The following is a 26353-nucleotide window of genomic DNA, read 5'->3' as shown; positions in this document are numbered from 1 at the left end:
TCGAGCGGTGGCCGCGCGTCGAGCGGTGGCCGCGCGTCGGACAGAGTCCCGCGCCCCTATAGGGCGCGCTGCCATCGGCGGCCGTTGACCTGTCCCGGTTCGTCACCGATGACGTACCTCACCCTGCGCCCGTGGACGCGGCGCGCGGGCGCGCGACAGCCCCGGGGGCGGCAGCCGCGCGCGAGGCGGGCGTACGGGTCCCGGGGCGTCAGGGTGCGGGGAACGGTCATCGCGAGCCAAGCCTATCGGCCGGTCAGCTCCGGCCGTGCCGCAGCGCGGGGTGGGTGCCCGCGGCCACCAGGTCGGCCACCGCGCCCTTGGGGTCGCGGCCGGTGACGAGCGACTCGCCGACCAGGACGGCGTCGGCGCCCTCGTTGGCGTAGGCGATGAGGTCGTGCGGGCCGCGGACGCCGGACTCGGCGATCTTCACCAGGCCCTCGGGGATCTCCGGGGCGACCCGCTCGAAGGTGCCGCGGTCGACCTCCAGCGTCTTGAGGTTGCGCGCGTTGACGCCGATGACCTTGGCGCCGGCCTGCACCGCGCGGTCCACCTCGTCCTCGTCGTGCACCTCGACCAGCGGGGTCAGGCCGATGGAGTGGGCGCGCTCGATCAGCGACTCCAGCGCCGACTGCTCCAGGGCCGCGACGATCAGCAGCGCGAGGTCGGCGCCGTAGGCCCGGGCCTCCCAGAGCTGGTACGAGGTGACGATGAAGTCCTTGCGCAGGACGGGGATGTCCACGCTCGCGCGGACGGCCTCCAGGTCGGCCAGCGAACCGCCGAAGCGGCGCTGCTCGGTGAGGACGGAGATGACGGCGGCGCCGCCCGCCTCGTAGTCCGCGGCGAGCGCCGCGGGGTCGGCGATGGCGGCCAGCGCGCCCTTGGAGGGGCTGGAGCGCTTGACCTCGCAGATGACCTTGACGCCGTCGCCCTTGAGCGCGGCGAGGCCGTCCCTGGGCGCCGGCGCCTTGGCCGCGCGCTCCTTCAGCTCGTCGAGGCTGACGCCCGCCTGCCGCTCCGCGAGGTCGGCACGGACTCCGTCGATGATCTCGTCGAGCACACTCACGCGAGCGGCCCCCTTCCAGTCGGTCGGGTTCTCGATGCGGTTCCCGCCGGGGTCCGCCGCACCGGGCGGATCGCCGTACGGGAACCGGTGGTCACCTCGATGGTATCCGCAGGAGGGCATGGGCCTCACATCCGGAGGACGCCGGTCCCTTTACCCGGTCCTCCAGGGTGTGATCAAGGGTGCAGTCGGCCACCGAACGGCAGGTTCCGGACAACGGTGAACAGCAGCAGCAGCGCGCCCAGCGTCCACAGGTGGGCGGGGCCGAGGGCGAGCCGCAGCGGCCTGCCGCGCGCCGCGCGGACCGCCCAGGCGGTCCACAGGACGGCGAAGGCCAGGTAGCCGAGGACGGCGGGCGCGTTGGCCTGGAGGGCGGCCGGGAGGTCGCCGTGGACGAACGCGTGGGCGCTGCGCAGTCCGCCGCAGCCGGGGCAGTAGAGGCCGGTGAAGCGCAGCAGCGGGCAGACCGGGTAGTGGCCGGGCTGGTAGGGGTCCACGGCGCCGACGTAGGCGAAGGCTCCGGCGACGGCGGCGAGCACTCCGGCGGGGAGGGCGAGGCGGGCCGCGAGGGGCCGGGCGGCGGGCGGGTGCGGGGGTGTCCCGGCGGAGGTGGCGAGATCCGGCCTGTCGGCGTCCATGCCCCGCATTGTGCCCCGCGTCGTGCCCGGCGGCGGGTCCGGCGCCGCGCCCGTTCGGGGCCGGTCGCCCCGGCACGCGCGCGAGGGGCGGCCGGGCACCCTGGTCCACCCTGGTGCCCGCCGCCCCTCGGCGAAGTCGTGCGCGTCCGTCAGCCCTTGACGCCGGCGGGCTGCGCCTTGCTCGTGTCGGTGGTCGCGTGCACCGGGTGGGTGTCCTTGGGCTGGCCCATGCCCATCGCGCGCATGATGCCGCCGACGACCGCGCCGAGGAGGGTGAGGGCGATACCGGCCCAGAAGCCCACCGGCTGGGCCGCCACCATGAAGACGCCCGCGACGCAGAAACCGATGAAGGCGATGATGACACCGGTCCAGGCGGCCGGGGTGTGACCGTGGCTGCTGTCCGACATTGCTGGCTCCTCGTTGCTGTGTACCTGTCCGAGCACGGCGCTCCTGACCATTCTCCCGCACCCGCGCGCGACGCGTGAGCCGGGGGTGGCCGCTGCGGGCACGGCCGCGTGGCCCGGGGTTCAGGCTCCGGTCGGGTCCTCGCCCCGGTCGATGGCCTTCCACAGGTCCTCGGGGCGGTCGGGGTCGACGGGCGGCGCGGCACGGCGCGGGCGGGGGGCGCCGGAGCGCTCGTAGCGGCCGGACATCGAGGGCCAGAGCCTGCCGTAGCGCAGGGCGAGCAGCCCGGCGACGAGCAGCAGCACACCGCCCGCGACCGCCACGTAGGGCCAAGCGGTGTGGGAGAGGGTGTCCACGGTGGCCGAGGTGGAACCGGCCGCCTCGGCGGCCTTGTCGTCCAGCGCGGAGCTGTCGGAGGCGCCGAACAGGGCGGCGGCGACGGTACCCGCGCCGCAGAGCGCGAGCAGGGCGGCCACCGCGTACCGGCCGGTGCGGCGGACGGCGAAGACGGCGACGAGGGCGGCCAGGCCCACTATGGCGAGCGCGGCGGGCACGCCCGTGACGTCGCTGCCCGTGGCGGTCAGCGGGAAGTCGCCGCCGGCCACCGTGGCGGTGCCCTCGGACCACCGCTGCCGGGTCGCGAGCAGGGCCACGGCCGCGCCCAGGGCGCCGCAGAGCAGCGCGAGGGCGAGGCTGCGGCGGCCGGAGCCGGCGGGACGCGCTTCGGAACGGGGGTGAGGTACGGCAGTCACGTACCCCACTATCGCCTGAACCCGGGGTGTCCGGTCACCCGGGGTTCGTGTGAGCCTCGTCCCGTCCGCCGAGCCGGTTGGCGGTGTGCACGGCCCGCAGCACCGCGGCGGCCTTGTTGCGGCACTCGGCGTCCTCGGCGGCCGGGTCGGAGTCGGCGACGACGCCGGCGCCCGCCTGGACGTGGGCGACGCCGTCGCGCAGCAGGGCGGTGCGGATGGCGATGGCGGTGTCGGAGTCGCCGGCGAAGTCGAGGTAGCCGACGCAGCCGCCGTACAGGCCGCGCCGGGAGGGCTCCAGTTCGTCGATGATCTGCAGGGCGCGCGGCTTGGGGGCGCCGGAGAGGGTGCCGGCCGGGAAGCAGGCGGTGAGTACGTCGAAGGCGGTGCGGCCCGGCGCCACCCGTCCGGTCACGGTGGAGACGATGTGCATGACGTGGGAGTAGCGCTCGACGGACATGAAGTCGACGACCTCGACCGAGCCCGGTTCGCAGACCCGTCCCAGGTCGTTGCGGCCGAGGTCGACCAGCATGAGGTGCTCGGCGCGCTCCTTGGGGTCGGCGAGCAGTTCCTCGCCGAGGGCCTGGTCCTCCTGGGGCGTGGCGCCGCGGTGCCGGGTGCCGGCGATGGGGTGGACCATGGCCCGCCCGTCCTCGACCTTGACCAGCGCCTCCGGGGAGGAGCCGACGACGTCGAAGCCGTCGAAGCGGAACAGGTACATGTACGGGGAGGGGTTGGTGGCCCGCAGCACCCGGTAGACGTCCAGGGCGCTCGCCGTGCACGGCGTCTCGAACCGCTGCGAGGGCACCACCTGGAACGCCTCGCCCGCGCGGATGCGCTCCTTGACGTCCTCGACGGCCCGCCGGAAGTCGGGGCCGCCCCAGCGGGCGGTGTACTCGGGCAGCTCGGAGGGGGGCAGCGCGGCGGGCGGCTGGGCCACCGCGCGTGACAGGTCGGCCTCCATGGCGTCCAGGCGGGCCACGGCGTCGGTGTACGCCTCGTCGACGCCGGTGGCGGTGTCGTTGTGGTTGATCGCGTTGGCGATCAGCAGGACCGAGCCCTCCCAGTGGTCCATGACGGCGAGGTCGCTGGTGAGCAGCATGGTCAGCTCGGGGAGGTGCAGGTCGTCGCGGCCGCCCGGTCCGACCTTCTCCAGGCGGCGCACGATGTCGTAGCCGAGGTAGCCGACCATGCCACCGGTGAAGGGCGGCAGGCCCAGGTCCTGGGCGAGGTCGCGGGGGGTGTGCAGGGCCTCGACGGTGGCCCGCAGGGCGGCGAGCGGGTCGCCCTCGACGGGGACGCCGACGGGCGGCGTGCCCAGCCAGTGGGCCTGCCCGTCCCGCTCGGTGAGCGTGGCGGCGCTGCGCACGCCGACGAAGGAGTACCTGGACCAGGATCTCCCGTTCTCGGCGGACTCCAGCAGGAAGGTGCCGGGGCGCTCGGCGGCGAGCTTGCGGTAGAGCGCGACCGGGGTGTCGCCGTCGGCGAGGAGCTTGCGGGAGACGGGGATGACGCGGCGGTCGGCGGCCAGCTTGCGGAAGGTGTCGAGGTCCATGGCGGCAGACCTTACTGATCGGCGGCGGGCGCGTCGTCGGCGCCGGTGCCCGCCCCCGCGCCGGCCTCGGCGTCGGCCTCGCCGCCGGCCTCGGCGTCGGCGAGCAGGACGTCGGCGTCGAAGCAGGTCCGGGCGCCGGTGTGGCAGGCGGCGCCGACCTGGTCGACCTTGACCAGGACCGTGTCGGCGTCGCAGTCCAGGGCGACCGACCTGACCCACTGGAAGTGGCCGGAGGTGTCCCCCTTGACCCAGTACTCGTTCCGGCTGCGCGACCAGTAGGTACAGCGGCCGGTGGTCAGCGTGCGGTGCAGCGCCTCGTCGTCCATCCAGCCGAGCATCAGCACCTCCCCCGTGTCGTACTGCTGCGCGATGGCCGGGAGGAGGCCGTCGGGGGTGCGCTTGAGGCGGGCGGCGAGTTCCGGGGCGAGCGCGCTGGGCCGCTCGGGGGACGTGCGGGTCATGGTGACCATTGTGCCGGGTGGGCGGCAGACTGCCCGGCCCCGTCCACTGGGCGGACCCGGTGCGCGGCCGTAGGCTGGGCGTCATGTCGACTTTCGCCAAGCGTGAACGGCTTCTGCTCGCGGATCTGTTGGAGACGGCGGGCCCGGAGGCCGCCACCCTGTGCGACGGGTGGCGCACCCGCGACCTCGCCGCCCACGTGGTGGTGCGCGAACGCCGGCCGGACGCCGCCGGTGGCACCCTGATCAAGCAGTTGGCGTCCCGCCTCGACCGGGTGACGCAGGAGTACACCGGGAAGCCCTACGAGGAGCTGATCCAGCTCATCCGCACCGGCCCGCCGCGGTTCTCGCCGTTCTCCCTCAAGCAGGTCGACGAGGCGGCGAACACGGTCGAGTTCTACGTCCACACCGAGGACATCCGCCGGGCCCAGCCGGACTGGGCGCCGCGCGAGCTGGACCCGGTCTTCCAGGACGCCCTCTGGTCCCGCCTGGAGCGCACCGCCCGGCTGACGGGCCGGGGCGCGCCGACGGGGCTGGTGCTGCGCCGCCCGGACGGGCAGACGGCGGTCGCGCACCGCGGCACCCCGGTGGTGACGGTGACGGGCGAGCCGTCCGAACTGCTGCTGTTCGCCTTCGGGCGGCAGAGCGCGGCCGTGGTGGAGCTGGACGGCGACAAGGAGGCGATCGCCCGGCTGCACGAGTCGAAGCAGCTCGGCATCTGAGCGAAGAGCCGCTCCGGCCCGCGGACCGGGCGGCCGGGCCGCGGGTCACCGTACGGGGTGGCCCGCCTCCCGCAAGGTCTCCTTGACCTGGCCGATGCGCAGGTCGCCGAAGTGGAAGACGGAGGCGGCGAGCACCGCGTCCGCGCCGGAGTCGATGGCCGGCCCGAAGTCGGCGAGCCGTCCGGCGCCGCCGGAGGCGATGACGGGGACGGTGACGTGCCCCCGGACGGCCGCGATCATCTCCAGGTCGTAGCCGTCCTTGGTGCCGTCGGCGTCCATGGAGTTGAGCAGGATCTCGCCGGCGCCCAGGTCGGCGGCGCGGTGCGCCCACTCCACGGCGTCGATGCCGGTGCCCCGGCGGCCGCCGTGGGTGGTGACCTCGAAGCCGCCGGCCGGGGTGCGGCGGGCGTCGACCGACAGGACCAGGACCTGTCGGCCGAAGCGCTCGGCGATCTCGCGGATCAGGTCGGGCCGGGCGATCGCGGCGGTGTTGACCCCCACCTTGTCGGCGCCGGCCCGCAGCAGCCTGTCCACGTCGTCGGCGGTGCGTACGCCGCCGCCGACGGTGAGCGGGATGAAGACCTGCTCGGCGGTGCGGCGCACCACGTCGTAGGTGGTCTCGCGGTCGCCGGAGGAGGCGGTGATGTCCAGGAACGTCAGCTCGTCGGCGCCCTCGGCGTCGTACACCTTGGCCATCTCGACGGGGTCGCCCGCGTCGCGCAGGTTCTGGAAGTTGACGCCCTTGACGACCCGGCCGTTGTCCACGTCCAGGCAGGGGATGACTCGGACCGCCAGGGTCATGGCCGCAGTTCCTCCGGTGTGCCTCTGAATGCTTCCACTTCCACCGACACCAGGACCCGGGAGTCGATGAAGCCCTGCACGACCAGGAGGGTCGTGACCGGGCGTACGGCGTCGAACAGCTCCTTGTGGGCCCGGCCCACCGCGTCGACGTCCCGGGCGTGCGCCAGGTACACCCGGGTGCGGATCACGGACTCGATGCCGACGCCGTACGCGCCGATCGCCTCCAGGGCGGTGGTGAAGGCGACCTTGGCCTGTTCGTACGGGTCGCCCTCGCCGTAGACCACGTCGCCCTTGAACGAGGTCGTGCCCGCGACCAGCACCCGGTCGCCGGCCGCCACGGCGCGGGAGAAGCCGAAGGCCTCTTCCCAGGCGCTGCCGCTCTGTACCCGCCGCACGGCCTCGGTCATGACGTGGTGTCCTTGCCCGGGAGGGCCGGCACGGCCGGCATGGTCGTCCCGGCCGTCACGGCCGGGATCTTCGACGTGTGGGAGATGCTCAAGACACGGCCTCCAAGGCCTCTTCCAGGGTGAACGCCTTCGCGTAGAGGGCCTTCCCGACGATGGCGCCCTCGACACCGAGCGGGACGAGACCGGCGAGTGCGCGCAGGTCGTCCAGGGAGGAGACGCCGCCCGAGGCGACCACGGGGCGGTCGGTCGCCGCGCAGACGTTCTTCAGCAGTTCCAGGTTGGGGCCCTGGAGGGTGCCGTCCTTGGCGATGTCGGTGACCACGTAGCGGGCGCAGCCCTCCCGGTCGAGGCGGGCCAGCGTCTCGTAGAGGTCGCCGCCGTCCCGGGTCCAGCCCCGGCCGCGCAGCGTGGTGCCGCGTACGTCCAGGCCGACCGCGATCCGGTCGCCGTGCCCGGCGATGACCTCGGCGACCCACTCGGGGGTCTCCAGGGCGGCGGTGCCCAGGTTGACCCGGCGGCAGCCGGTGGCGAGCGCGGCGGCGAGGGTGGCGTCGTCGCGGATGCCGCCGGACAGCTCCACCTTGATGTCCATGGCCTGCGCGACCTCGGCGATCAGCGCGCGGTTGTCGCCGGTGCCGAAGGCCGCGTCGAGGTCGACCAGGTGCAGCCACTCGGCGCCGGCGGACTGCCAGGCGAGGGCGGCCTCCAGGGGGGAGCCGTAGGACGTCTCCGTGCCGGACTCGCCGTGCACGAGGCGGACGGCCTGGCCGTCGCGGACGTCGACGGCGGGGAGCAGTTCGAGCTTGGCCATGTCGCTACAGGGTTCCGATCCAGTTGGTGAGGAGCTGGGCACCGGCGTCGCCGGACTTCTCGGGGTGGAACTGGGTGGCCCACAGGGCGCCGTTCTCCACGGCGGCCACGAAGGGCTTGCCGTGGGTGGACCAGGTGACCTGGGGAGCGGCGATCAGCGGGTTGTGGGTCTGGAGGGACCAGTCGTGGACGGCGTAGGAGTGCACGAAGTAGTAGCGGGTGTCCGCGTCGAGCCCGGCGAAGAGCCGCGAGCCCGCCGGGGCGTCGACGGTGTTCCAGCCCATGTGGGGCACGACGTCGGCCTCCAGGGGCGAGACCGTGCCGGGCCACTCGTCCAGGCCCTCGGCCGCCACGCCGTGCTCGATGCCGCGCGCGAAGAGGATCTGCATGCCGACGCAGATGCCCAGCACGGGGCGTCCGCCGGCCAGCCGCCGGTCGACGATCCAGTCGCCGCGTACCTCCTTCAGGCCCTTCATGCAGGCGGCGAAGGCGCCGACGCCGGGGACCAGCAGGCCGTCGGCGTTCATGGCGGTGTCGTAGTCGCGGGTGATCTCCACGTCGGCGCCGGCCCGGGCGAGGGCGCGTTCGGCGGAGCGGATGTTGCCGAAGCCGTAGTCGAAGACGACGACCTTCTTGGTGCGCGCGGTGCTCAATTCCACACCTCCAGCCGCAGGACGCCGGCCAGGAGGCACAGGCCGGCGCCGATGGAGAGCAGCACGATGAGGCTCTTGGGCATCTGCTGCTTGGCGAACGAGTAGATCCCGCCGAGCAGGAAGAGCCCGACGACGATCAGCGCGGTGGACGTGCCGTTCACAGCGCGCCCTTCGTGGAGGGAAGGATGCCGGCGGCGCGCGGGTCGCGCTCGGAGGCGTAGCGCAGGGCGCGGGCGAGCGCCTTGAACTGGCACTCCACGATGTGGTGGGCGTTGCGGCCGTAGGGCACGTGGACGTGCAGCGCGACCTGGGCCTGGGCGACGAAGGACTCCAGGATGTGCCGGGTCATGGTGACGTCGTACTCGCCGATCATCGGCGCCATGGTCTCGGGCTCGGTGTGCACCAGGTAGGGGCGGCCGGAGAGGTCGACGGTGACCTGGGCGAGGGACTCGTCCAGCGGGACCGTGCAGTTGCCGAAGCGGTAGATGCCCACCTTGTCGCCGAGGGCCTGCTTGAAGGCGGCGCCCAGCGCGAGGGCGGTGTCCTCGATGGTGTGGTGGGAGTCGATGTGCAGGTCGCCCTCGGTCTTCACGGTGAGGTCGAACAGACCGTGCCGGCCGAGCTGGTCGAGCATGTGGTCGTAGAAGCCGACGCCGGTGGCGATGTCGGTCCTGCCGGTGCCGTCGAGGTCGATCTCGACGAGGACCGAGGTCTCCTTGGTGGTGCGCTCGACGCGCCCAACGCGGCTCATGCGTATCGCTCCTTCTTCAGTTCACGGACCGCGTCGAGGAACGCGTCGTTCTCGGCCGGGGTGCCCGCGGTCACCCGCAGCCATCCCGGTACGCCGTTGTCGCGGACCAGTACGCCCCGGTCGAGGATCCGCCGCCAGACGGCGTGCGCGTCCTCGAACCGGCCGAACTGGACGAAGTTGGCGTCGGACTCGGTCACCTGGTAGCCGGCCCCGCGCAGTTCGGCGACGAGCCGGTCCCGCTCGGCCTTGAGCTGCTCGACGTAGCCGAGGAGGGTGTCGGTGTGCTCCAGGGCGGCCAGGGCGGTGGCCTGGGTGACGGCGGAGAGGTGGTACGGCAGCCGGACCAACTGGACGGCGTCGACCACGGCCGGGTCGGCGGCGAGGTAGCCGAGGCGCAGCCCCGCCGCGCCGAACGCCTTGGACATCGTGCGGGAGACCACCAGGTGCGGGCGGCCTTCGAGGAGCGGCAGCAGCGAGTCGCCGTGGCTGAACTCGACGTACGCCTCGTCCACCACGACCATCGACGGCCTGGCGGCCTGCGCCGCCTCGTACAGGGCGAGGACCGTCTCGCGCGGGACCGCGGTGCCGGTGGGGTTGTTGGGGGTGGTGATGAAGACGACGTCGGGCCGGTGCTCGGCGATGGCCCGCTCGGCCGCCGCGAGGTCGATGGTGAAGTCCTCGTCGCGCGGACCCGGGATCCAGCCGGTGTTGGTGGCGCGGGCGATGAGGGCGTGCATCGAGTACGAGGGTTCGAAGCCGATGGCGGTGCGGCCCGGTCCGCCGAAGGTCTGCAGCAGTTGCTGGATCACCTCGTTGGAGCCGTTGGCGGCCCAGACCCGCTCGACGCCGACCGGGTGTCCGGCCGTCCGGGTCAGGTACTCGGCGAGCCGGGTGCGCAGCTCGACCGCGTCCCGGTCCGGGTAGCGGTTGAGGTGGCGGGCCGCCTCGCGCACCCGTTCGGTGATCCGCTCGACGAGCGCCTCGGGCAGCGGGTAGGGGTTCTCGTTGGTGTTCAGCCGGACGGGCACGTCCAACTGCGGGGCGCCGTACGGTGACTTGCCGCGCAGTTCGTCCCGTACCGGGAGGTCGTCGATGGTCACGTCGCTCACTTGCCCTCGGGGACCTTCCACTCGAACCTCGCCTTGATCGCCGCGCCGTGCGCGGGCAGGTCCTCCGCCTCGGCCAGCGTCACCACGTGGTGCGCGACCTCGGCCAGCGCGTCCCTGGTGTAGTCGACGATGTGGATGCCGCGCAGGAAGGACTGGACGGAGAGGCCGGAGGAGTGGCAGGCGCAGCCGCCGGTGGGCAGGACGTGGTTGGACCCGGCCGCGTAGTCGCCCAGTGAGACGGGCGCCCAGGGGCCGATGAAGATCGCGCCGGCGTTGCGCACCCGGTCGGCGACGGCGGCGGCGGCGGCGGTCTGGATCTCCAGGTGTTCGGCGCCGTAGGCGTCGACCACCCGCAGGCCCTCCTCGACGCCGTCGACCAGGACGATCGCGGACTGCCGGCCGGCCAGGGCCGGGCGGATCCGGTCCGCGACGTGCTTGCTGGCCTCGACCTGGGGGGCCAGTTCCCGCTCCACCGCGTCGGCCAGCGCCGCGGAGTCGGTGACCAGGACGGCGGCGGCCAGCGGGTCGTGCTCGGCCTGGCTGATCAGGTCGGCGGCGACGTGCACCGGGTCGGCGGTGCCGTCGGCGAGGACGGCGATCTCGGTCGGGCCGGCCTCGGCGTCGATGCCGATCCGGCCGGTGAAGTAGCGCTTGGCGGCGGCCACCCAGATGTTGCCGGGGCCGGTGACCATGTCGGCGGGCGGGCAGGACTCGGTGCCGTAGGCGAACATCGCGACGGCGGTGGCGCCGCCGGCCGCGTACACCTCGTCCACGCCGAGCAGGGCGCAGGCGGCGAGGATGGTGGGGTGCGGCAGTCCGCCGAAGTCGGCCTGGGCCGGGGAGGCGAGCGCGATCGAGGGGACGCCGGCCTCCTGGGCGGGCACCACGTTCATGATCACGGAGGACGGGTAGACCGAGCGGCCGCCGGGCGCGTAGAGGCCCACGCGGTCGACCGGGACCCACTTCTCGGTGACCGAGCCGCCGGGCACGACCTGGGTGGTGCGGGTGGTGCGGCGCTGGGCGCGGTGGACGAGGCGGGCGCGGCGGATCGACTCCTCCAGGGCCGCGCGCACGGCCGGGTCCAGCTCCGCGAGGGCGCGGGTGAGCGCCTCGGCCGGGACCCGTACGCGGTCCAGCTCGACACCGTCGAACCGCTCGGCGAAGTCGATCAGCGCCGCGTCGCCCCGATGCCGCACGTCCTCGCAGATCGGCCGCACCTTCTCCAGGGCGGCCGAGACGTCGAAGTCGGCTCGGGGCAGCAGCTCGCGCAGGGCCGGTCCCTCGGGGAGGGCGTCGCCGCGCAGATCGATTCGGGAGATCACGCGACCAATTCTCGCAGACCCGTATCGGGCACCGTCCGCGCGTATCAATGGCTGATACAGAACGGTCCGGACCGGGACAAGGTTTAGCTCACTGCGAGTGTTCGCGCCCTCACTCAGCGGGCATGAACGGTGTAAGGAACTGATGACTCGTGAGTAGCAGAGGAGAGAGGCAACCACTGTGAGCGAGGGGGCCGGCCTGCGCGCCGACGCCGGAGAACTGCCGGACGACCTGACCGCCGCCGAGGCCGGCATGTGGCAGGCGTTCCGCAACGGCAGTGTGTACGACCTGAGCAGCGGTGACGCGGCCGCCGACGATCCGCACGGCGGGCCGCCGTGGGGCCCGGAGCGCACGGTGCGGGCCCGGGTCGTGTGCTGGCTGCTGCTCGACGGTCCGCCCGCGCTGGCCGGGCGGGTCTCCTCGCTGAAGCTGGTCGGGGTGGCGGTCAGCGGCACCGTGAACCTCGCGGGCGGCACGGTGGCGCCCTACGTGGAGCTGCGCAACTGCCGGTTCGAGCAGGAGGTGCTGCTGCCGGAGACCCGGTTCACCACGGTGCGGCTGGTGGACTGCGCGGTGCCCCGGCTGGAGGCGGCCCGGCTGCAGACCGAGGGCGATCTGCACCTGCCGCGCTGCCGCTTCGCGAACGGAGTGCGGCTGACCGACGCGCGGATAGGCACCGACCTGCTGCTCAACCAGGCGGTCGTGTACCGCGACCGCGGCGGCCGCTCGCTCGCCGCCGACGGCCTGAAGGTCGGGCAGGACTTCCAGGCCGAGCTGCTCCAGTCCTTCGGCGAGCTGCGGCTGCGCGGCGCCCAGGTCGGTGTGTCGCTGAGCCTGCGCGGCGCCCGGCTGGTCAACCCCTGCGCCCGGTTCGCGCTGAACGCCCCCCAGCTCAGCGTGGAGCGCACGCTGTACCTGACGCCGGCGGGCATCAGCACCGGGCTGCTCGGCGGCCTGACACCGGCCGAGGGGACACGCGTCCAGCCGTTCGAGTGCCAGGGCGGGATCCGGCTGGACGACGGGCGGTTCGGTGACGCGGTCGACTTCGAGCAGGCGCTGTTCACCCTCGCCGAGGACCAGGAGCTGACGCTGCGCCGGGTGCAGACACCCGAGCTGCGCTTCCTCGGGCGCGGCCCCGCGCTCGGCCGGGTGGTGCTGTCCGGGGCGCGGATCGGGAACCTGATGGACCGGGCGGAGAGCTGGCCGGGTCCCGGCCGGCTGCACATGGGCGGGTTCTGCTACGAGTCCCTGGTGCCCCGGGGGCCGTTCCCGCTGGCCCGGCGGCTGGAGTGGGTGGCCGCCGCGACCGCGGAGTACCGCCCGGAGCCGTACGAGCGGCTCGCGGCCGTGCTGAAGGCGGCCGGCGAGGACGAGGACGCCCGGAAGGTGCTGCTCGCCAAGCAGCGCCGGCGCCGCGACAGCCTGCCCCTGGCGGCCAAGTTCTTGGGCTATGTGCAGGACTGGACCGTCGCCTACGGCTACCGGCCGGGGCGGGCCGCGGTGTGGATGGGGGTGCTCTGGGCGGCCGGTTCGCTGGCGTTCGCGCGGATCGGGCGGCCGCCGGTCCGGGGCGGCGAGCACCCGGCCTGGGACCCGGCCCTGTTCGCCCTCGACCTGCTGCTGCCCGTGATCGACCTGGGGCAGGTCGGGGCCTGGCAGCTCGGTGGCGGCCGGCAGTGGCTGGCGGTGGCACTGATCCTGCTGGGCTGGATCCTGGCGACGACGGTGGCGGCGGGAGCGACGCGGCTGCTGCGCCGCGCGTGAGAGCGCCCCGCGGGAAAGCGCCGGGTCGCGTGGGAAAGCAGAGAGATCTTCACTTTTTACTCTCCCTTTACTTACCTTCGTACAACTTTCCAGAGGTTCCGTGAAGGCCCTGGCGCACCCGCGACCTGCCGACTTTCAATGGTCGACACCATGGTTCGGCTACGCGCGTTGATTCGCTCGGCCCGGCTGCGCGGCACCCCGCCGCGCCCGGCCGCCGAAGCCCCCGTCGGCGACGAGGTGCTCCTCGACGCACCCGACGACCGGCTCGGTCCGGCGCTGGTCGCGGCGGCCCACGGCGCCCACGAACCCGCCGCCGGACTGCTGGCCGGCACCCGCGAGAGCGCCGAGTGGGAGCACCGCGACCGCTACACGGCACGGCTGGCGGCCTTCGCCCATGCCCGCCCCGAGTGGCTGCGGACCTGGCAGACCACCGCCCCCGGCGACCAGGACGGACTGCTGGTGCGGGCCCGGCTGGCGGTGGACCGCTGCTGGCAGTCGCCGGACCGCGCCGAACTGCTGCGCCAGAGCGCACCCGCCGTCACGGCCGCCGCCGAGGCCGGCGGGAGCGACCCGGTGCCCTGGCGGATCGCCCTGGACTCCGCCCGGGGCCGGCGGGCCGGGCACGCCGAGTTCGAACGGCTGTGGGCCGAGGCGGTCCGCCGCGCCCCGCACCACTACGGCTGTCATCTCGCGGCGCTGGAGTACCTCGCCACCGCCTCCCCCGGCGCCCACCGCGAGTGCCTCGACTTCGCCGAGACGGCCGCGCGGGACGCCCCCGAGGGCTCGCTGGTGCGGGCGCTGCCGCTGCGGGCGGCCTTCCGGTACCTGACCGACGGCACCGCGGGCACGGTGGAGCGCGCCCGCCTGGACACCGCCGCCGACCTGGCCCTCACCCTGTCGGCCGGCCTCCCGCCGGCCGACCCCTGGCCCGCCGAACTGCGCAATCTGCTGGCGTACGTCCTGATCAGGCTGGGGCGCGGCCCGGACGCGGCGGAGCAACTGCGGCTGACCGGCCCGTACGCCACCTCCTTCCCCTGGGACCGGGGCACGGACGACCCGCTGGGCCGGTTCCTGGCGGTCCGGGAGGAGGTCCGGGGCGCCGCGGCCCGGGGCGGACCGGGGGCCCCGGCACCGCCCTGGAACGGGCGGTGCTCCCGCGCCGGTCGCGGCGACCATTAGGCTTCTGCGACGTGACCACCGTCCGGCTTCCGCTCTTCCCACTGAACTCGGTGCTTTTCCCGGGCTTGGTGCTTCCGCTCAATGTGTTCGAGGAGCGCTATCGCGCCATGATGCGCGAGCTGCTGAAGACCCCCGAGGAGGAGCCGCGCCGATTCGCCGTCGTCGCGATCCGGGACGGCCACGAGGTCGCCCCCAGCCTCCCGGGGCTGCCCGATCCGACCGCGGTGCCCGAGCGCGGGGCCGCCGAGGGCTTCGGCGCCGACCCGGCCAAGGCGCTGCACCGGGTGGGCTGCGTGGCCGACGCGGCGACGATCCGGGAGCGGGCCGACGGCACCTTCGAGGTGCTGGCCACCGGGACGACCCGGGTGCGGCTGCTGTCGGTGGACGCCTCCGGACCGTTCCTCGTGGCCGAGCTGGAGCATCTGGGCGAGGAGCCCGGCGACGAGGCGGGCGCGCTGGCCGAGGGGGTGCTGCGGGCGTTCCGCCAGTACCAGAAGCGGCTGGCAGGGGCGCGGGAGCGGTCGCTGACCACCGGCGCCGAACTGCCGGACGAGCCAGGCGTGGTCTCCTACCTGGTCGCCGCGGCGATGATGCTGGACATCCCGACGAAGCAGCGCCTGCTCCAGGCACCGGACACCGCCTCCCGGCTGCGCGACGAGCTGAAGCTGCTGCGCACCGAGACCTCCGTGATCCGCACGCTGCCCTCGCTGCCGGCCGCCGAGCTGACCCGCGGCCCGACCAGCCTCAACTGACCCACCGACGCGCCCCCGCGCCGACCCACCGACGCACCGACGCACGAACTGAGGAACGCATCCCTCGATGGCGAAGAAGGCGAAGAAGCAGCAGGCGGGGGGAACGCCCGCGACGGTGGCCCTCACGGCGGCCGGCGTGACATACACCGTGCACGCCTACGAGCACGACCCCGCCCACCCCTCCTACGGCGAGGAGGCCGCCGAGGCGATGGGGGTCTCGCCGGACCGGGTGTTCAAGACGCTGGTGGCCGACGTCGACGGCGCGCTGACGGTCGCGGTGGTGCCGGTCGCGGGCCAACTGGACCTGAAGGCGCTGGCCACGGCGGTGGGCGGCAAGCGGGCCGCGATGGCCGACCCGGCGCTCGCCGAGCGCACCACGGGATACGTGCGGGGCGGCATCTCCCCGCTCGGCCAGCGCAAGCGGCTGCGCACCGTGCTGGACGCCTCGGCCTCGGCGCACGCCACGATCTGCGTCTCGGCGGGCCGCCGGGGCCTGGAGGTCGAACTGCCGCCCGCGGACCTGGCCCGCCTCACCGACGCGGTGCTCGCGCCCGTCGGACGGGCCTGATCCCGCCGCCCCGCTCAGCCGGCCGGCCGGTCCGGCCGCTGCGGGTCCGGGCCCGACCGGGGGCCCGGGTGGGGGTCCGAGGGTGGGCCCGGATGGGGCTCCGGGCCGGGGTCCGGGTGCCGATCGTGCGGCTGGTACTGCTGGTACTGCTGGTACTGCTGATGGTGCGGCGCGTACGGGTCCGGGTCCCGGGGGCCGAACAGCGCGGTGAGGCCGAGGTGGACGACGAGGGCCGCGAGCGGCCAGGCCAGCAGCGCCCCCTTCGCCCCGAGCTTCAGCGGTGCGGAGAAGGTGACGCCCTTGCCCACCTCGCGGGCGTGCGCGACGACGTCCCCGGCCGGGCCGAGCCAGACCCCGACCCGCCAGGCCAGCAGCGAGCCGAGCAGGCCGCCGACGCCCAGCGCCACGACGAACGGCACGCCCCCGCGCCGCCGCAGCAGGAAGACGGCCAGCGCGCCGAGCGCCCCGAAGGCCAGCGCGAGCAGCGTGAAGGTGCCGTCGACCCCGACCGCCTGTTCGCCCTCGGAGTCCGCCAGGTAGACCACCCAGCTCTTGTCGACCACGTCGCCGACGAGCGGCACGCTCGGCGCGAGCCACCACCACGCCACGCCGAGGAGCGCCCCCGCGACCGTCACCGCCACCGCGACCACGGCGGCCTGGCGCACCTCGGTCCGCAGACCGGGGCCGTCCGCCTCGCCGTACTGGCCGAACGCGGCGCCCACCGCGGACGCGCCGGCCGGCGGCGGTACCGGCCGCCCCTGCCGCGCGGCATGTGCGGACGAGTGTTCGTGGGGTGGCGGAGGTGGCGTCAGCGGTGCGGTCACCCTGCCATCGTGCCAGGCCCGTCCGTGCGACGCGTCACCGGACGGCGGCCCGGCGGTACGCCCAGGTGGCGACGGCCAGCGAGACCACGCCGACCAGCCCGCACACGGCGAGGTCGCCGAGGACGAAGGCCCAGTCGGGATCGTCGCCGAACGTCCGCGCGAACGCCTCCACGCCGTAGGTGGAGGGCAGCAGGTCCCGGGCGAAGCGCACCGCCTCCGGCATCCGGTCGGCCGGCAGCACGCCGAGCAGCAGCGCCGCGGACATGCCGAGCTGGCCCAGGAGGGTGGCGAGTTCGGGCCGGGGCGCGAGCAGGCCCAGCGCGGCGCCCAGCCCGGCCAGCGCGGCGCCGGCCAGCGGGATGACGGCGATCAGCACCCACAGGTGGGTGACCGGCAGCCCGAAGAGCACGCAGCCGAAGACCGCGGTGACCACGGTTCCCGGCACGGTGAAGGAGGCGTAGGCGCCCGCCGCGCCCAGCACCACCGCGGCCGGCGGCACGGGCAGGGTGGCGTAGTGGTCGAGGCCGCCGCTGGCCCGCAACTGGCCGAAGTACTGCGCCAGCAGGTTCAGCGCGACGAACGCCACGACCAGCACCGCCGAGCCTGCCACCACGGCCTGCGCCTCGCCGCCGCCGTCCACCACCCCGCGCATCAGCACCATGATGCCGATGGACTGGAAGGTGGCCACGAACAGCAGCGGGATGCGGGCGACCCGCGCCCGGGAGAGCTGAGCCCGGTAGACGGCCACCAGCGACGGCCACAGCCGGGCCCGCGGTCCCAGCTCGGCGGCGACCCGGGCCCCCTGCTCGTCGGCGGCCAGGACACCGCCCGGCAGGACATCTGCGGGTACGACACTCACGTCGCGGTGCTCCTCTTCGCTCCGGCGCTCGTCCTGTTCGGTACGTACGGGCCCGGTGACCGTCGTGCTCAGGCTCGCGCCGGCCGGCCGGGCCGCGGCCCGGCGGGCCGGCGAGTGCGGGGCGCTGGTGCTCAAGCCTTCACCAGCCCCTGCCGGGCGGCGCCGCCCAGCGCCAGGTAGACGTCCTCCAGGCTGGGTGTGGCCAGGGTGAAGTCGTCCAGCGCGGCGAAGGCGGCTCCGCCGGTGACGGTGGCGACCACCGCGCGGGCCTCCTCGGGCGCGAGCCGCAGCGTCCAGCGGCGGCCCGACTCGGTGATCCGGTCCCTGAGCGCGGCGACCTCCGGGACGTGCAGCGGCGCGGCCTCGCGCCACACCAGGTCGACCCGGACCTCGCCGGCCACCTGTTCCTTGAGGCCGGAGGGGGTGTCGCAGGCGATCACCCGGCCCCGGTCCAGGACGGCGACCCGGTCCAGTACGGTCTCGGCCTCGATGACGTTGTGGGTGACCAGCAGCACCGTGGCGCCGTGCTCGGCGCGGCGCCGGTCCACGGCCGCCCAGACGGCCCGGCGGGCCACCGGGTCCATGCCGGTGGTGGGCTCGTCCAGGACGAGCAGCGGGCGGGCGCCGACCAGCGCGGCGGCGAAGCAGGCCAGGCGGCGCTGTCCGCCGGAGAGCTTCTTCAGCGGGCGGGCGGCGAGCGGCGTGAGACCGAGTTCGTCGAGGACGTCGTCGCGCTCGGCGCGGGCCCGCCGTACTTCGAGGCCGCGCAGCCGTCCGGTGGTCTCGGCGGCGAGGGAGACGGTCAGCTCGTCCAGGGCGGTGGACTCCTGCCCGAGGTAGGCGAGGATGCGGGCGGCCCGCTCCGGGTGGCGCACGATGTCGTGGCCGAGGATCTCCACGGTGCCGGCGTCGGGTCGCATCAGCCCGGTCATCTGCCGTACGAGGGTGGACTTGCCGGCGCCGTTCGGGCCGAGCAGTCCGAAGATCTCCCCGCGCCGGATGTGCAGCGTCACGTCGTCGGTGGCACGCACCTCGGGGGTGCCCGGTGCGCCGCGCCGGCCGCGTACCGCCGGATAGGTCTTGGTCAGCCCGCGCACCACGCACACGGCATCGCCACCGGGACGAAGTGCCTGTGCCGCGCGCGTACTCACAAGGGACGAGCCTACGGGGTCGGCGCCGCCGCACCGCGCTCGGGTCGCACCGCGCACCCCGGTCGGGTCGCACCGCGCACCCCGGCCGGGCGGGGGCCTCACTCTCCGGCGGGGCTGTGCTCCTCCGCCGGCCGTACGCCGATCTCGCGCCAGAACCCGGCCCTGATCGCGTACCGGTCGTGCTCGTCGATCTGGTCGTCCTTGTGGGCCAGCAGGCCGAAGCGGGCCGCGTAGCGCAGCAGCTCACCGTCGACGCGGTGCGGGACCCGGGGGTACATCCCGGACAGCTTCTGCAGGTGGAGCTTGTCGCCGAGCCGCTCCACCCAGCGGCGGGCGAAGACCTGCCCGACCTCGAAGGGGTCGCCGCCGACGGTGGTGATGTCCTCCTCCCGGTCGGCCCAGCGCTGCTCGGCGGTGGTGAGCTGGGCGAGGGTCGGCATGGAGGCGGCCTCGGCGGGCTCGGCCGCCGGCCGGTCCACCCAGCCCTTGTCGGAGGACCAGCGCAGGGTGGCGCTCGTGGGCTGCGGGACGCTCTGGGTCCCGGCACGCAGGGCGGCCAGGTCCTTGGGGGTGGGTACGCCCCTGGCGCCGGCGCCGCGTTCCTCGGCGCCGTTGCGGGGGGCGGCGGCGGGGTGCGGCCGCTCCTCGGCGGGCCGCTCGGAGGCGGCGGCGTGCGCGGACTCGGCGGCGTGCGCGGACTCGGGCAGCGGCGCGGAGAGGATCGCGGCGATCTCGGGCCGGGGCGCCGGCGGCGGCGCGCACACCCCGGTCAGTTCCTTGGGGCGGACGGCCTTGGTGATCCAGGCCCGGTCCAGGACGCGCCGCTCGTCGGCCTCGGCGACCAGGTCCTCGGACTGGTTGTAGTCGCCGTCGGCGGCCTGCACGGCCCACAGGTGGACGGCGACGCCGTGCTCCTTGGCGGCCATCATGCCGGGCAGCAGGTCGCCGTCGCCGGTGACCAGGACGACGTCGGAGCAGGCGCGGTTGCGGGCCAGCTCGGTCAGTTCGGCGTGCATCGCGGCGTCCACGCCCTTCTGTGCCCAGCGGCCGTCGCTGCGGGTGAGGGCGCCGAGACGGACGGTGACCCGGGACATCACGCGCAGCCTGCGGTGCTCGGGCTGGGGGACGCGGTCGGGGGCGCCGTCGAACCAGTAGATGCGCAGCAGGGGCTGCTGGGTGTCGGCCTCCGCGCGTTCCCTCAGGCCCTGGACGAGGGCGGCGTGGTCCACGGTGATGCGGGAGCGCGAGGGTTCCCCGGCGAGGAGACTGGCCGCGGCCCCCAGCAGATACCCGGCGTCCACCAGGACGATGCAGCGGTCCACGCGATCCACCCTCTTTCCGGGAGGTTTGCTTCGGGCTTGCTTCGAGTCTGCCCGACCGCGCGGAGGTTAACGGCCGGAACTCGATCTTCGGCGTGGCGTTTGGGCGACGAACGGCCGCTAAGAGCCTGTCACGGACGGTAATTGTCCAACATGCGTTCTTTATCGGCCTGTGTGAATCTGTGTGAATCTGATGCCGGCCCTGGCCCCCAGATTCCCCCACAGGAGGCACCCACCATGGCCAAGAACAAGAGCAACCGTGACCGCAAGCAGTCGCAGGCCGAGCCCGCGCGGCAGACGGCGCGGCCGGCCGTGCGGGAGCGGGAGGAACTCGCTCCGCAGCTCTCTCCGGCCGATGTCGTCTCCCGCAAGCGGCAGAAGCGCTTCGGCCACAACTGACACCACACCGGACATTCCCGTACCGGCGGGCACGCCTCGCACCGGCACGGGGGCGGGGGCCGGGCACCCGCCGAGGGGCGCGTCCGGTGCCGGACGCGCCCCTCGAACGGAAGAACGGCCGTCGGTCAGCCCGCGAGGCAGGCCGGGCCCAGCAGCACCTTCAGGTCGCCGAAGAGCGCCGGGTCGGGCTTGACCCGGTGCCGGTCCAGGCGCAGGACCGTGGTCCGGGTCGGCCCCTGGAGCTTGATCCGGACCTCGCTGTCGCCGCGGTGGTGGGTGAGGATCTCGCCGAGCCGGCTGACCATGGGCGGGGTGACGCGGGTGGCCGGGATGGTGAGCACCACGGGTGCGTTGGTGCCGGCGTTGGACAGGTCGGGGACCATCAGCTCCATCGCGACCAGGCGCGGCACGTCCTCCCGCTTGTCGAGGCGGCCCTTGACGAACACCACCGCGTCCTCGACGAGCTGGGTCGACACGAGCTGGTAGGTCGCGGGGAAGAACATGCACTCGATGGAGCCGGCCAGGTCCTCGACGGTGGCGATGGCCCAGGCGTTGCCCTGCTTGGTCATCTTGCGCTGGAGGCCGGAGATGATGCCGCCGATGGTGACGACCGCGCCGTCGCCGAAGTCGCCGCCGGTGAGCTGGGAGATGCCCGCGTCGGCCTTGTCGGAGAGGACGTGCTCCAGGCCGAAGAGCGGGTGGTCGGAGACGTAGAGACCGAGCATCTCGCGCTCCTGGGCGAGCAGATAGGTCTTGTCCCACTCGTCGGTGGTGAACTCGACGTCGAGTCCGAAGCCGGGCTCGGTCGTCTCCTCCTCGCCCATGCCGCCGAAGAGGTCGAACTGGCCCTCGGCCTCCTTGCGCTTGACCGCGACCACGTTGTCGATCATCGGTTCGAAGTGCGCGGTGAGGCCCTTGCGGGTGTGCCCGAGGGTGTCGAAGGCCCCCGCCTTGATCAGCGACTCCGTGGTGCGCTTGTTGCAGGCGACCGCCTCGACCTTGTCGAGGTAGTCGGGGAACGAGCCGTACTTGCCCTTGGCCTTGCGGCTCCTGATGATCGACTCCACCACGTTGGTGCCGACGTTGCGGACGGCTTCGAGGCCGAAGAGGATCACGTCGTCGCCCTGGGCGGCGAAGTTGTGGACCGACTCGTTGACGTTCGGCGGGAGCACCTTGATGCCCATGCGCCGGCACTCGTTGAGGTAGACGGCCGACTTGTCCTTGTCGTCCTTGACCGAGGTGAGCAGCCCGGCCATGTACTCGGCGGGGTGGTTCGCCTTCAGGTAGGCGGTCCAGTAGGAGACCAGTCCGTACGCGGCGGAGTGCGCCTTGTTGAAGGCGTAGCCGGCGAACGGGACCAGCACGTCCCACAGGGCCTGGACGGCCTCGTCGCTGTAGCCGTTCTTCTTGGCGCCGGCCTGGAAGATGGTGAAGTTCTTGGCCAGTTCGTCGGGCTTCTTCTTGCCCATCACGCGGCGCAGGATGTCGGCCTCGCCGAGCGAGTAGCCCGCGATGATCTGGGCGGCCTTCTGCACCTGCTCCTGGTAGACGATCAGGCCGTAGGTGACCGCGAGGACCTCCTGGAGGGGCTCCTCCAGCTCCTTGTGGATCGGCGTGATCTCCTGGAGGCCGTTCTTGCGCAGCGCGTAGTTGGTGTGCGAGTCCATGCCCATCGGGCCGGGACGGTAGAGCGCGGAGACGGCGGAGATGTCCTCGAAGTTGTCGGGCTTCATCAGCCGCAGCAGCGAGCGCATGGGGCCGCCGTCGAACTGGAAGACGCCGAGGGTGTCGCCGCGCTGGAGGAGTTCGAAGGTCTTCGGGTCGTCGAGCGGCAGGGCCAGCAGGTCGAGATCGACGCCCTTGTTGGACTTCACCATCTTGACGGCGTCGTCCATGATCGTCAGGTTGCGCAGGCCGAGGAAGTCCATCTTCAGCAGGCCGAGCGACTCGCACTGCGGATAGTCCCACTGGGTGATGGTCACGCCGTCGGTGTGCCGCACCCAGATCGGGGCGTGGTCGACGATGGGCTCGCTGGACATGATCACGCCGGCGGCGTGCACGCCCATCTGCCGTACCAGGCCCTCGACGCCCTTGGCGGTGTCGATGACCTTCTTCACGTCCGGCTCGTTCTCGTACATCCCGCGGATCTCGCCGGCCTCGCCGTAGCGGGGGTGCGTGGGGTCCGTGATGCCGTTGAGGTCGATGCCCTTGCCCAGGACGTCGGCGGGCATCGCCTTGGTGAGGCGGTCGCCCATGGCGTACGGGTAGCCCAGTACGCGCGCGGAGTCCTTGATGGCGTTCTTCGCCTTGATCTTGCCGTAGGTGCCGATCATGGCGACCTTGTCGGCGCCGTACTTCTCCGTCACGTACCTGATCACCTCGACGCGCCTGCGCTCGTCGAAGTCGATGTCGACGTCGGGCATGGAGACGCGCTCGGGGTTGAGGAACCGCTCGAAGATCAGGCCGTGCGGGATGGGGTCGAGGTCGGTGATGCCCATCGCGTACGCCACGATCGAGCCGGCCGCGGAGCCTCGGCCGGGGCCGACCGCGATGCCCTGGTTCTTGGCCCACATGATGAAGTCGGCGACGACGAGGAAGTAGCCCGGGAACCCCATCTGGATGATGACGTCCATCTCGTACTCGACCTGCTTCTGCCGGTCGTCGGGGACACCGCCGGGGAAGCGGCGGTCCATGCCCCGGCGGACCTCCTCCTTGAACCAGGTGACCTCGGTGAAGCCCTCGGGGATGTCGAACTTCGGCATCAGGTCGCGCTTCTCGAACATGCCGTCGGTGTCGACCATCTCGGCGACCAGGAGCGTGTTGGCGCACCCCTCCTGCCAGGCGTCCGAGGAGTCGATGGCGTACATCTCGTCGGTGGTCTTCAGGTAGTAGCCGGTGCCGTCGAACCGGAAGCGGTCCGGGTCGGAGAGGTTCTTGCCGGTCTGGATGCACAGCAGGGCGTCGTGGGCGGTCGCCTCGTGCGCGTACGTGTAGTGCGAGTCGTTGGTGACCAGCGGCGGGATGCCGAGCTTCTTCCCGATCTCCAGCAGGCCGTCGCGGACCCGGTGCTCGATGTCGATGCCGTGGTCCATCAGCTCCAGGAAGTACCGGTCCTTGCCGAAGATGTCCTGGTAGTCGGAGGCGGCCCGGACGGCCTCGTCGAACTGGCCGAGCCGCAGCCGGGTCTGCACCTCGCCGGACGGGCAGCCGGTGGAGGCGACGATCCCCTCCGACCACTGGGAGATCGTCTCCTTGTCCATGCGGGGCCACTTCTGCAGCCAGCCCTCGGCGTACGCGTCCGAGGAGAGCTTGAAGAGGTTGTGCAGACCGGTGCTGTTCGTCGCCCACATCGTCTTGTGGGTGTAACCGCCGGAACCGGAGACGTCGTCCCGCTTCTGGTGCGGCTGGCCCCACTGGATCTTGCGCTTGTTCCGCCGCGACTCCGGGGCGACGTACGCCTCGATCCCGATGATCGGGGTGACCCCGGCCTTCTTCGCGGTGTGGAAGAAGTCATAGGCCCCGTGCAGGTTGCCGTGGTCGGACATGGCGATGTGGGTCATGCCCATCTCATTGCACGCGTCGAACATGTCCTTCAGCCGCGCGGCACCGTCCAGCAGCGAGTACTGGGTGTGGACGTGCAGGTGCGTGAACGGCGGCTTGGACACGGGCGGCCTCCTGGGGAAACGGTGGACGACGGGAAACAGCGGACGACGGACCGCGGTCGGTACGGGGGGTCGGCGTCGAAGTCTATGCCTCGCCACTGACGTACCGGGGGCCTACCCGCGTACCTTCAGGTGGGGCCCCGCGTGTCGTCCGGGACCCCGGGGGACGGGCACTCGCCCGCCCCCTCGAACGTTGACCGCGGTGGAGGATCCGCCACGGATCTCCCCCACAGGTCACGCACCACCCGTACCAGGAGGCACCCAGCGATGTCGGTCCCGCAGCTTGGCGACGAGCCCCGCGGCGAGGAGATCCTCGCCGTCTTCGACACCGCCTTCGGCCAGCTCCTGGCCGCCGACCCGGCCGCGTTCCGGGTGAAGTTCCGCAAGATGGCGGCCTCGGCCTTCGCCTTCTACCGGGGCACCGCGAGCCTCTTCTACCACGACCTGGACGCCTCCCCGGCGGGCGGCCCGTACCTGGACGAGCGCACCTCGCGGGTGTGGATCCACGGCGATCTGCACGCGGAGAACTTCGGCACGTACATGGACTCCACCGGGCGTCTGATCTTCAACGTCAACGACTTCGACGAGGCGTACGTCGGCCCCTTCACCTGGGACGTGCAGCGCTTCGCCGCCTCCATCGCGCTGATCGGCTACGCGAAGGCGCTCGGCGACGACCAGATCACCGCGCTCGTCCGGACCTACGCGGACGCCTACCGCGAGCGGATCCGGGCGCTGGCCGGCGGTGCCAAGCGGGACGAGGTGCCGCCGTTCTCGCTGGACACCGCCCAGGGACCGCTGCTGGGCGCGCTGCGCGTGGCCCGCTCGCTGACCCGGTTCGGGCTGCTGGACTCGATGACGGAGATCCGTGACTTCGAGCGCCGGTTCGCGCCGGACGGCGGCTCCGTCGAACTGGACGCCGCCACCCGCTACAAGGTGCTGGCCGCCTTCGACGGCTATCTGGAGACCCTCCCGGAGTCCTCCCTGGCCCGCCCCGACTCCTACCGGGTCAAGGACGTCGTCGGCCGCCGCGGCATCGGCATCGGCTCGGCCGGGCTGCCGTCGTACAACATCCTCCTGGAGGGCAACAGCGACGCCCTGGAGAACGACGTGGTGATCTACCTCAAGCAGGCGCAGACCCCGGCCGTCTCCCGGCACGTCACCGACCCCGCGATTCGGGCGTACTTCCAGCACGAGGGCCACCGCACGGTGATCTCCCAGCGGGCCCTTCAGGCGCACGCCGACCCGTGGCTGGGCTGGACCGAGCTGGACGGCGCGGGGCAGCTCGTCGCCGAGGTCTCGCCGTACGCCGTCGACCTGGACTGGAGCGAACTGGACGACCCGGAGGAGATCGCCGAGGTCGTCGCGGACCTCGGCCGGGCCACGGCCACCGCGCACGCGGCGGCCGACGACCAGTCCGGCGAGTCCCTGGTGCCCTTCTCCACCGAGCGGGCCATCGACGCGGCGATCGCGGCCGACGAGGAGGGCTTCGCGCCCCTCCTGATCGACTTCGCGCACACCTACGGGGCCCGCGCCCGCGCCGACCACCAGATCTTCGTGGACCTGTTCCGCAACGGCCGGATCCCCGGACTGTGACCCGGCTCTCCCCGGGCCCCGCGGCCCCGCCCGCATCCACAGCCGCCCTTTAGGGTTCTTTTACCGGAGCCCGTGACACACTCTCCTCTCGCTATGGACATATCCGGAACCCCCTTCAGAGCCGTACGCGCGGCGCTGTTCACGGCACTCGTCGTGACGCTCGGCGCCGCGTCGCACGTCCTGCTGTCCGGGGTCCCGCTGCCGCTGCCGCTGGTGGGCGCGGTGGCCGCCGGAGTCTTCCTGGCCGCCTACGCCCTCGCGGGCCGGGAGCGCACCTTCGGGCGGATAGCCGCCCTGCTGGTGCCGCTGGAGCTGGCCGCCGACACGGTCTTCACCACCGGCCAGCACGTCTGCTACGGCCGGGCGGGCGGTCCGGTGACCGGCCCGCTGCGCTCGGTCGGCCTCGACGTGCTGTGCGGCGACGGCTTCGGGCTGCACGCCGACGTCTCCGCCCCGCTGGCCCGGGTGACCGGCGCCGACACCGACCGGTTCGCCGGGCTCCTCGCGCACGCCGGCGCCGGCACCTCCTGGCTGCTGCTCGGCGCCCACGTCTGCGTGGGGCTGGCCGCCGCCGCCTGGCTGCGGCGCGGCGAGCGGGCCCTGGCCCAGTCGCTGCGGGCGGTGACCGCGACCACGTTCCGCCCGCTGCTGCTGGCCGTCGCGTCCGTCGCCGTACGCCCCGCCCCCTCGGGACCGGCCGGCCGGCCCCCGCGCCCGGCACACCTCAGCTCCGGCGCGCGCGACCGGTTCCTCGCGCACTCCCTGGGACGGCGCGGACCGCCGTGCCCGGTCGCCCACGTGTGACCCGAGCACCCGCAGTCCCCCACGAGTCCCCCGCGCACCCG

The 26353-nt window shown here is 73.3% G+C and carries 28 protein-coding genes; 8 read left to right on the top strand and 20 right to left on the bottom strand.

Annotation, left to right across the window (positions count from 1 at the left end; genetic code table 11):
- Window positions 1–56: 56 nt before the first annotated feature.
- The 7 genes from trpM to hisI form a co-directional block, all read right to left on the bottom strand.
- Window positions 57–230 (bottom strand): tryptophan biosynthesis modulator TrpM, encoded by a 174-nt coding sequence (gene trpM, locus ABEB00_RS36135; RefSeq protein ID WP_425586572.1) that lies wholly within the window; start codon window positions 228–230, stop codon window positions 57–59.
- A gap of 23 nt (window positions 231–253) precedes the next feature.
- Window positions 254–1063 carry an indole-3-glycerol phosphate synthase TrpC gene (trpC, locus tag ABEB00_RS26660; protein ID WP_345622867.1) on the bottom strand — a complete coding sequence of 270 codons (810 nt, stop codon included), beginning with the start codon at window positions 1061–1063 and terminating at the stop codon, window positions 254–256.
- Window positions 1064–1236: 173 nt separating this feature from the next.
- A complete protein-coding gene (locus ABEB00_RS26655; protein ID WP_425586571.1) occupies window positions 1237–1707 on the bottom strand; it encodes a DUF2752 domain-containing protein in 471 nt (156 codons plus the stop codon).
- Window positions 1708–1847: 140 nt separating this feature from the next.
- Window positions 1848–2105: an HGxxPAAW family protein gene (locus tag ABEB00_RS26650; RefSeq protein WP_345622864.1), complete on the bottom strand. Its 258-nt coding sequence runs from the start codon at window positions 2103–2105 to the stop codon at window positions 1848–1850.
- 120 nt (window positions 2106–2225) lie between these two features.
- Window positions 2226–2864 carry a TIGR02234 family membrane protein gene (locus ABEB00_RS26645; RefSeq protein WP_345622863.1) on the bottom strand — a complete coding sequence of 213 codons (639 nt, stop codon included), beginning with the start codon at window positions 2862–2864 and terminating at the stop codon, window positions 2226–2228.
- A 25-nt stretch (window positions 2865–2889) separates the two neighbouring features.
- A complete protein-coding gene (locus ABEB00_RS26640) occupies window positions 2890–4407 on the bottom strand; it encodes an anthranilate synthase component I (protein WP_345622861.1) in 1518 nt (505 codons plus the stop codon).
- A gap of 11 nt (window positions 4408–4418) precedes the next feature.
- Window positions 4419–4877, bottom strand: coding sequence for a phosphoribosyl-AMP cyclohydrolase (gene hisI / locus ABEB00_RS26635; protein ID WP_425586570.1), 459 nt, complete (start codon window positions 4875–4877; stop codon window positions 4419–4421).
- Window positions 4878–4951: 74 nt separating this feature from the next.
- Between hisI and ABEB00_RS26630 the strand changes: the two genes are divergently transcribed.
- The gene (locus tag ABEB00_RS26630; RefSeq protein ID WP_345622859.1) at window positions 4952–5587 is read left to right on the top strand and encodes a TIGR03085 family metal-binding protein; all 636 of its coding nucleotides are present in this window, start codon (window positions 4952–4954) and stop codon (window positions 5585–5587) included.
- 45 nt (window positions 5588–5632) lie between these two features.
- On the opposite strand, the gene hisF is transcribed toward ABEB00_RS26630, so the two are convergent.
- The 8 genes from hisF to hisD form a co-directional block, all read right to left on the bottom strand.
- Window positions 5633–6388: an imidazole glycerol phosphate synthase subunit HisF gene (hisF, locus tag ABEB00_RS26625; protein ID WP_345622857.1), complete on the bottom strand. Its 756-nt coding sequence runs from the start codon at window positions 6386–6388 to the stop codon at window positions 5633–5635.
- Complete coding sequence (locus tag ABEB00_RS26620) at window positions 6385–6795, bottom strand: RidA family protein (RefSeq protein WP_345622855.1); 411 nt, start codon at window positions 6793–6795, stop codon at window positions 6385–6387. The genes hisF and ABEB00_RS26620 overlap by 4 nt, the downstream gene beginning before the upstream one ends.
- An 88-nt stretch (window positions 6796–6883) precedes the next feature.
- Window positions 6884–7606, bottom strand: a complete 723-nt coding sequence (gene priA, locus ABEB00_RS26615) for a bifunctional 1-(5-phosphoribosyl)-5-((5-phosphoribosylamino)methylideneamino)imidazole-4-carboxamide isomerase/phosphoribosylanthranilate isomerase PriA (RefSeq protein WP_345622854.1) — start codon at window positions 7604–7606, stop codon at window positions 6884–6886.
- Window positions 7607–7610: 4 nt separating this feature from the next.
- Window positions 7611–8264, bottom strand: coding sequence for an imidazole glycerol phosphate synthase subunit HisH (gene hisH, locus ABEB00_RS26610; RefSeq protein ID WP_345622852.1), 654 nt, complete (start codon window positions 8262–8264; stop codon window positions 7611–7613).
- The gene (locus ABEB00_RS26605; RefSeq protein WP_345622851.1) at window positions 8255–8419 is read right to left on the bottom strand and encodes a hypothetical protein; all 165 of its coding nucleotides are present in this window, start codon (window positions 8417–8419) and stop codon (window positions 8255–8257) included. The genes hisH and ABEB00_RS26605 overlap by 10 nt, the downstream gene beginning before the upstream one ends.
- Window positions 8416–9009: an imidazoleglycerol-phosphate dehydratase HisB gene (hisB, locus tag ABEB00_RS26600; protein WP_345622849.1), complete on the bottom strand. Its 594-nt coding sequence runs from the start codon at window positions 9007–9009 to the stop codon at window positions 8416–8418. Before hisB ends, ABEB00_RS26605 begins: the two co-directional genes overlap by 4 nt.
- A complete protein-coding gene (locus ABEB00_RS26595) occupies window positions 9006–10118 on the bottom strand; it encodes a histidinol-phosphate transaminase (protein ID WP_345622847.1) in 1113 nt (370 codons plus the stop codon). The genes hisB and ABEB00_RS26595 overlap by 4 nt, the downstream gene beginning before the upstream one ends.
- Entirely contained in the window at window positions 10115–11440 is a 1326-nt protein-coding gene (hisD, locus tag ABEB00_RS26590) for a histidinol dehydrogenase (RefSeq protein ID WP_345622846.1), read from the bottom strand. Before hisD ends, ABEB00_RS26595 begins: the two co-directional genes overlap by 4 nt.
- A 178-nt stretch (window positions 11441–11618) precedes the next feature.
- On the opposite strand from hisD, the gene ABEB00_RS26585 reads away from it, so the two are divergent.
- From ABEB00_RS26585 to ybaK, 4 genes are all read left to right on the top strand, one after another.
- Complete coding sequence (locus ABEB00_RS26585; protein WP_345622844.1) at window positions 11619–13202, top strand: oxidoreductase; 1584 nt, start codon at window positions 11619–11621, stop codon at window positions 13200–13202.
- Between the two features lie 138 nt (window positions 13203–13340).
- Window positions 13341–14381, top strand: coding sequence for a hypothetical protein (locus ABEB00_RS26580; RefSeq protein ID WP_425586569.1), 1041 nt, complete (start codon window positions 13341–13343; stop codon window positions 14379–14381).
- Window positions 14382–14392: 11 nt separating this feature from the next.
- Window positions 14393–15133 (top strand): LON peptidase substrate-binding domain-containing protein, encoded by a 741-nt coding sequence (locus tag ABEB00_RS26575; protein ID WP_345622841.1) that lies wholly within the window; start codon window positions 14393–14395, stop codon window positions 15131–15133.
- 67 nt (window positions 15134–15200) lie between these two features.
- The gene (ybaK, locus tag ABEB00_RS26570; protein WP_345622839.1) at window positions 15201–15701 is read left to right on the top strand and encodes a Cys-tRNA(Pro) deacylase; all 501 of its coding nucleotides are present in this window, start codon (window positions 15201–15203) and stop codon (window positions 15699–15701) included.
- A gap of 14 nt (window positions 15702–15715) precedes the next feature.
- Here ybaK and ABEB00_RS26565 read toward each other — a convergent pair whose 3' ends face one another.
- The 4 genes from ABEB00_RS26565 to ABEB00_RS26550 form a co-directional block, all read right to left on the bottom strand.
- Complete coding sequence (locus tag ABEB00_RS26565; RefSeq protein ID WP_345622837.1) at window positions 15716–16525, bottom strand: AAA family ATPase; 810 nt, start codon at window positions 16523–16525, stop codon at window positions 15716–15718.
- A 34-nt stretch (window positions 16526–16559) separates the two neighbouring features.
- Window positions 16560–17384 (bottom strand): ABC transporter permease, encoded by an 825-nt coding sequence (locus ABEB00_RS26560; protein ID WP_345622877.1) that lies wholly within the window; start codon window positions 17382–17384, stop codon window positions 16560–16562.
- A 131-nt stretch (window positions 17385–17515) separates the two neighbouring features.
- Window positions 17516–18490: an ABC transporter ATP-binding protein gene (locus tag ABEB00_RS26555; RefSeq protein ID WP_345622876.1), complete on the bottom strand. Its 975-nt coding sequence runs from the start codon at window positions 18488–18490 to the stop codon at window positions 17516–17518.
- A gap of 143 nt (window positions 18491–18633) precedes the next feature.
- A complete protein-coding gene (locus ABEB00_RS26550; RefSeq protein ID WP_345622836.1) occupies window positions 18634–19857 on the bottom strand; it encodes an NYN domain-containing protein in 1224 nt (407 codons plus the stop codon).
- 234 nt (window positions 19858–20091) lie between these two features.
- Between ABEB00_RS26550 and ABEB00_RS26545 the strand changes: the two genes are divergently transcribed.
- Window positions 20092–20253, top strand: a complete 162-nt coding sequence (locus ABEB00_RS26545; protein ID WP_345622834.1) for a hypothetical protein — start codon at window positions 20092–20094, stop codon at window positions 20251–20253.
- A 125-nt stretch (window positions 20254–20378) separates the two neighbouring features.
- On the opposite strand, the gene dnaE is transcribed toward ABEB00_RS26545, so the two are convergent.
- Window positions 20379–23918 (bottom strand): DNA polymerase III subunit alpha, encoded by a 3540-nt coding sequence (gene dnaE / locus ABEB00_RS26540; protein ID WP_345622832.1) that lies wholly within the window; start codon window positions 23916–23918, stop codon window positions 20379–20381.
- Between the two features lie 264 nt (window positions 23919–24182).
- Between dnaE and ABEB00_RS26535 the strand changes: the two genes are divergently transcribed.
- Both ABEB00_RS26535 and ABEB00_RS26530 read left to right on the top strand, forming a co-directional pair.
- Window positions 24183–25508 carry a DUF2252 domain-containing protein gene (locus ABEB00_RS26535; protein WP_345622831.1) on the top strand — a complete coding sequence of 442 codons (1326 nt, stop codon included), beginning with the start codon at window positions 24183–24185 and terminating at the stop codon, window positions 25506–25508.
- A gap of 93 nt (window positions 25509–25601) precedes the next feature.
- A complete protein-coding gene (locus tag ABEB00_RS26530) occupies window positions 25602–26312 on the top strand; it encodes a hypothetical protein (RefSeq protein ID WP_345622830.1) in 711 nt (236 codons plus the stop codon).
- The last annotated feature ends 41 nt before the right edge of the window (window positions 26313–26353 follow it).

Source organism: Streptomyces ziwulingensis, assembly GCF_039542605.1.
GTDB classification, from domain to species: domain Bacteria; phylum Actinomycetota; class Actinomycetes; order Streptomycetales; family Streptomycetaceae; genus Streptomyces; species Streptomyces ziwulingensis.
The sequence above is the reverse complement of the archived record's forward strand: the minus strand, read 5'-3'. Positions and strand labels throughout refer to the sequence as shown.

What these genes read in the sequence shown, in the direction of transcription:
- trpM (WP_425586572.1), bottom strand. Translation starts at nt 230, where the DNA reads ATGACCGTTCCCCGCACCCTGACGCCCCGGGACCCGTACGCCCGCCTC.
- ABEB00_RS26630 (WP_345622859.1), top strand. Translation starts at nt 4,952, where the DNA reads ATGTCGACTTTCGCCAAGCGTGAACGGCTTCTGCTCGCGGATCTGTTG.
- hisB (WP_345622849.1), bottom strand. Translation starts at nt 9,009, where the DNA reads ATGAGCCGCGTTGGGCGCGTCGAGCGCACCACCAAGGAGACCTCGGTC.
- hisF (WP_345622857.1), bottom strand. Translation starts at nt 6,388, where the DNA reads ATGACCCTGGCGGTCCGAGTCATCCCCTGCCTGGACGTGGACAACGGC.
- ABEB00_RS26580 (WP_425586569.1), top strand. Translation starts at nt 13,341, where the DNA reads ATGGTCGACACCATGGTTCGGCTACGCGCGTTGATTCGCTCGGCCCGG.
- ABEB00_RS26620 (WP_345622855.1), bottom strand. Translation starts at nt 6,795, where the DNA reads ATGACCGAGGCCGTGCGGCGGGTACAGAGCGGCAGCGCCTGGGAAGAG.
- ABEB00_RS26535 (WP_345622831.1), top strand. Translation starts at nt 24,183, where the DNA reads ATGTCGGTCCCGCAGCTTGGCGACGAGCCCCGCGGCGAGGAGATCCTC.
- hisI (WP_425586570.1), bottom strand. Translation starts at nt 4,877, where the DNA reads ATGGTCACCATGACCCGCACGTCCCCCGAGCGGCCCAGCGCGCTCGCC.
- ABEB00_RS26655 (WP_425586571.1), bottom strand. Translation starts at nt 1,707, where the DNA reads ATGCGGGGCATGGACGCCGACAGGCCGGATCTCGCCACCTCCGCCGGG.
- ABEB00_RS26650 (WP_345622864.1), bottom strand. Translation starts at nt 2,105, where the DNA reads ATGTCGGACAGCAGCCACGGTCACACCCCGGCCGCCTGGACCGGTGTC.
- ABEB00_RS26530 (WP_345622830.1), top strand. Translation starts at nt 25,602, where the DNA reads ATGGACATATCCGGAACCCCCTTCAGAGCCGTACGCGCGGCGCTGTTC.
- ABEB00_RS26545 (WP_345622834.1), top strand. Translation starts at nt 20,092, where the DNA reads ATGGCCAAGAACAAGAGCAACCGTGACCGCAAGCAGTCGCAGGCCGAG.
- priA (WP_345622854.1), bottom strand. Translation starts at nt 7,606, where the DNA reads ATGGCCAAGCTCGAACTGCTCCCCGCCGTCGACGTCCGCGACGGCCAG.
- ybaK (WP_345622839.1), top strand. Translation starts at nt 15,201, where the DNA reads ATGGCGAAGAAGGCGAAGAAGCAGCAGGCGGGGGGAACGCCCGCGACG.
- ABEB00_RS26640 (WP_345622861.1), bottom strand. Translation starts at nt 4,407, where the DNA reads ATGGACCTCGACACCTTCCGCAAGCTGGCCGCCGACCGCCGCGTCATC.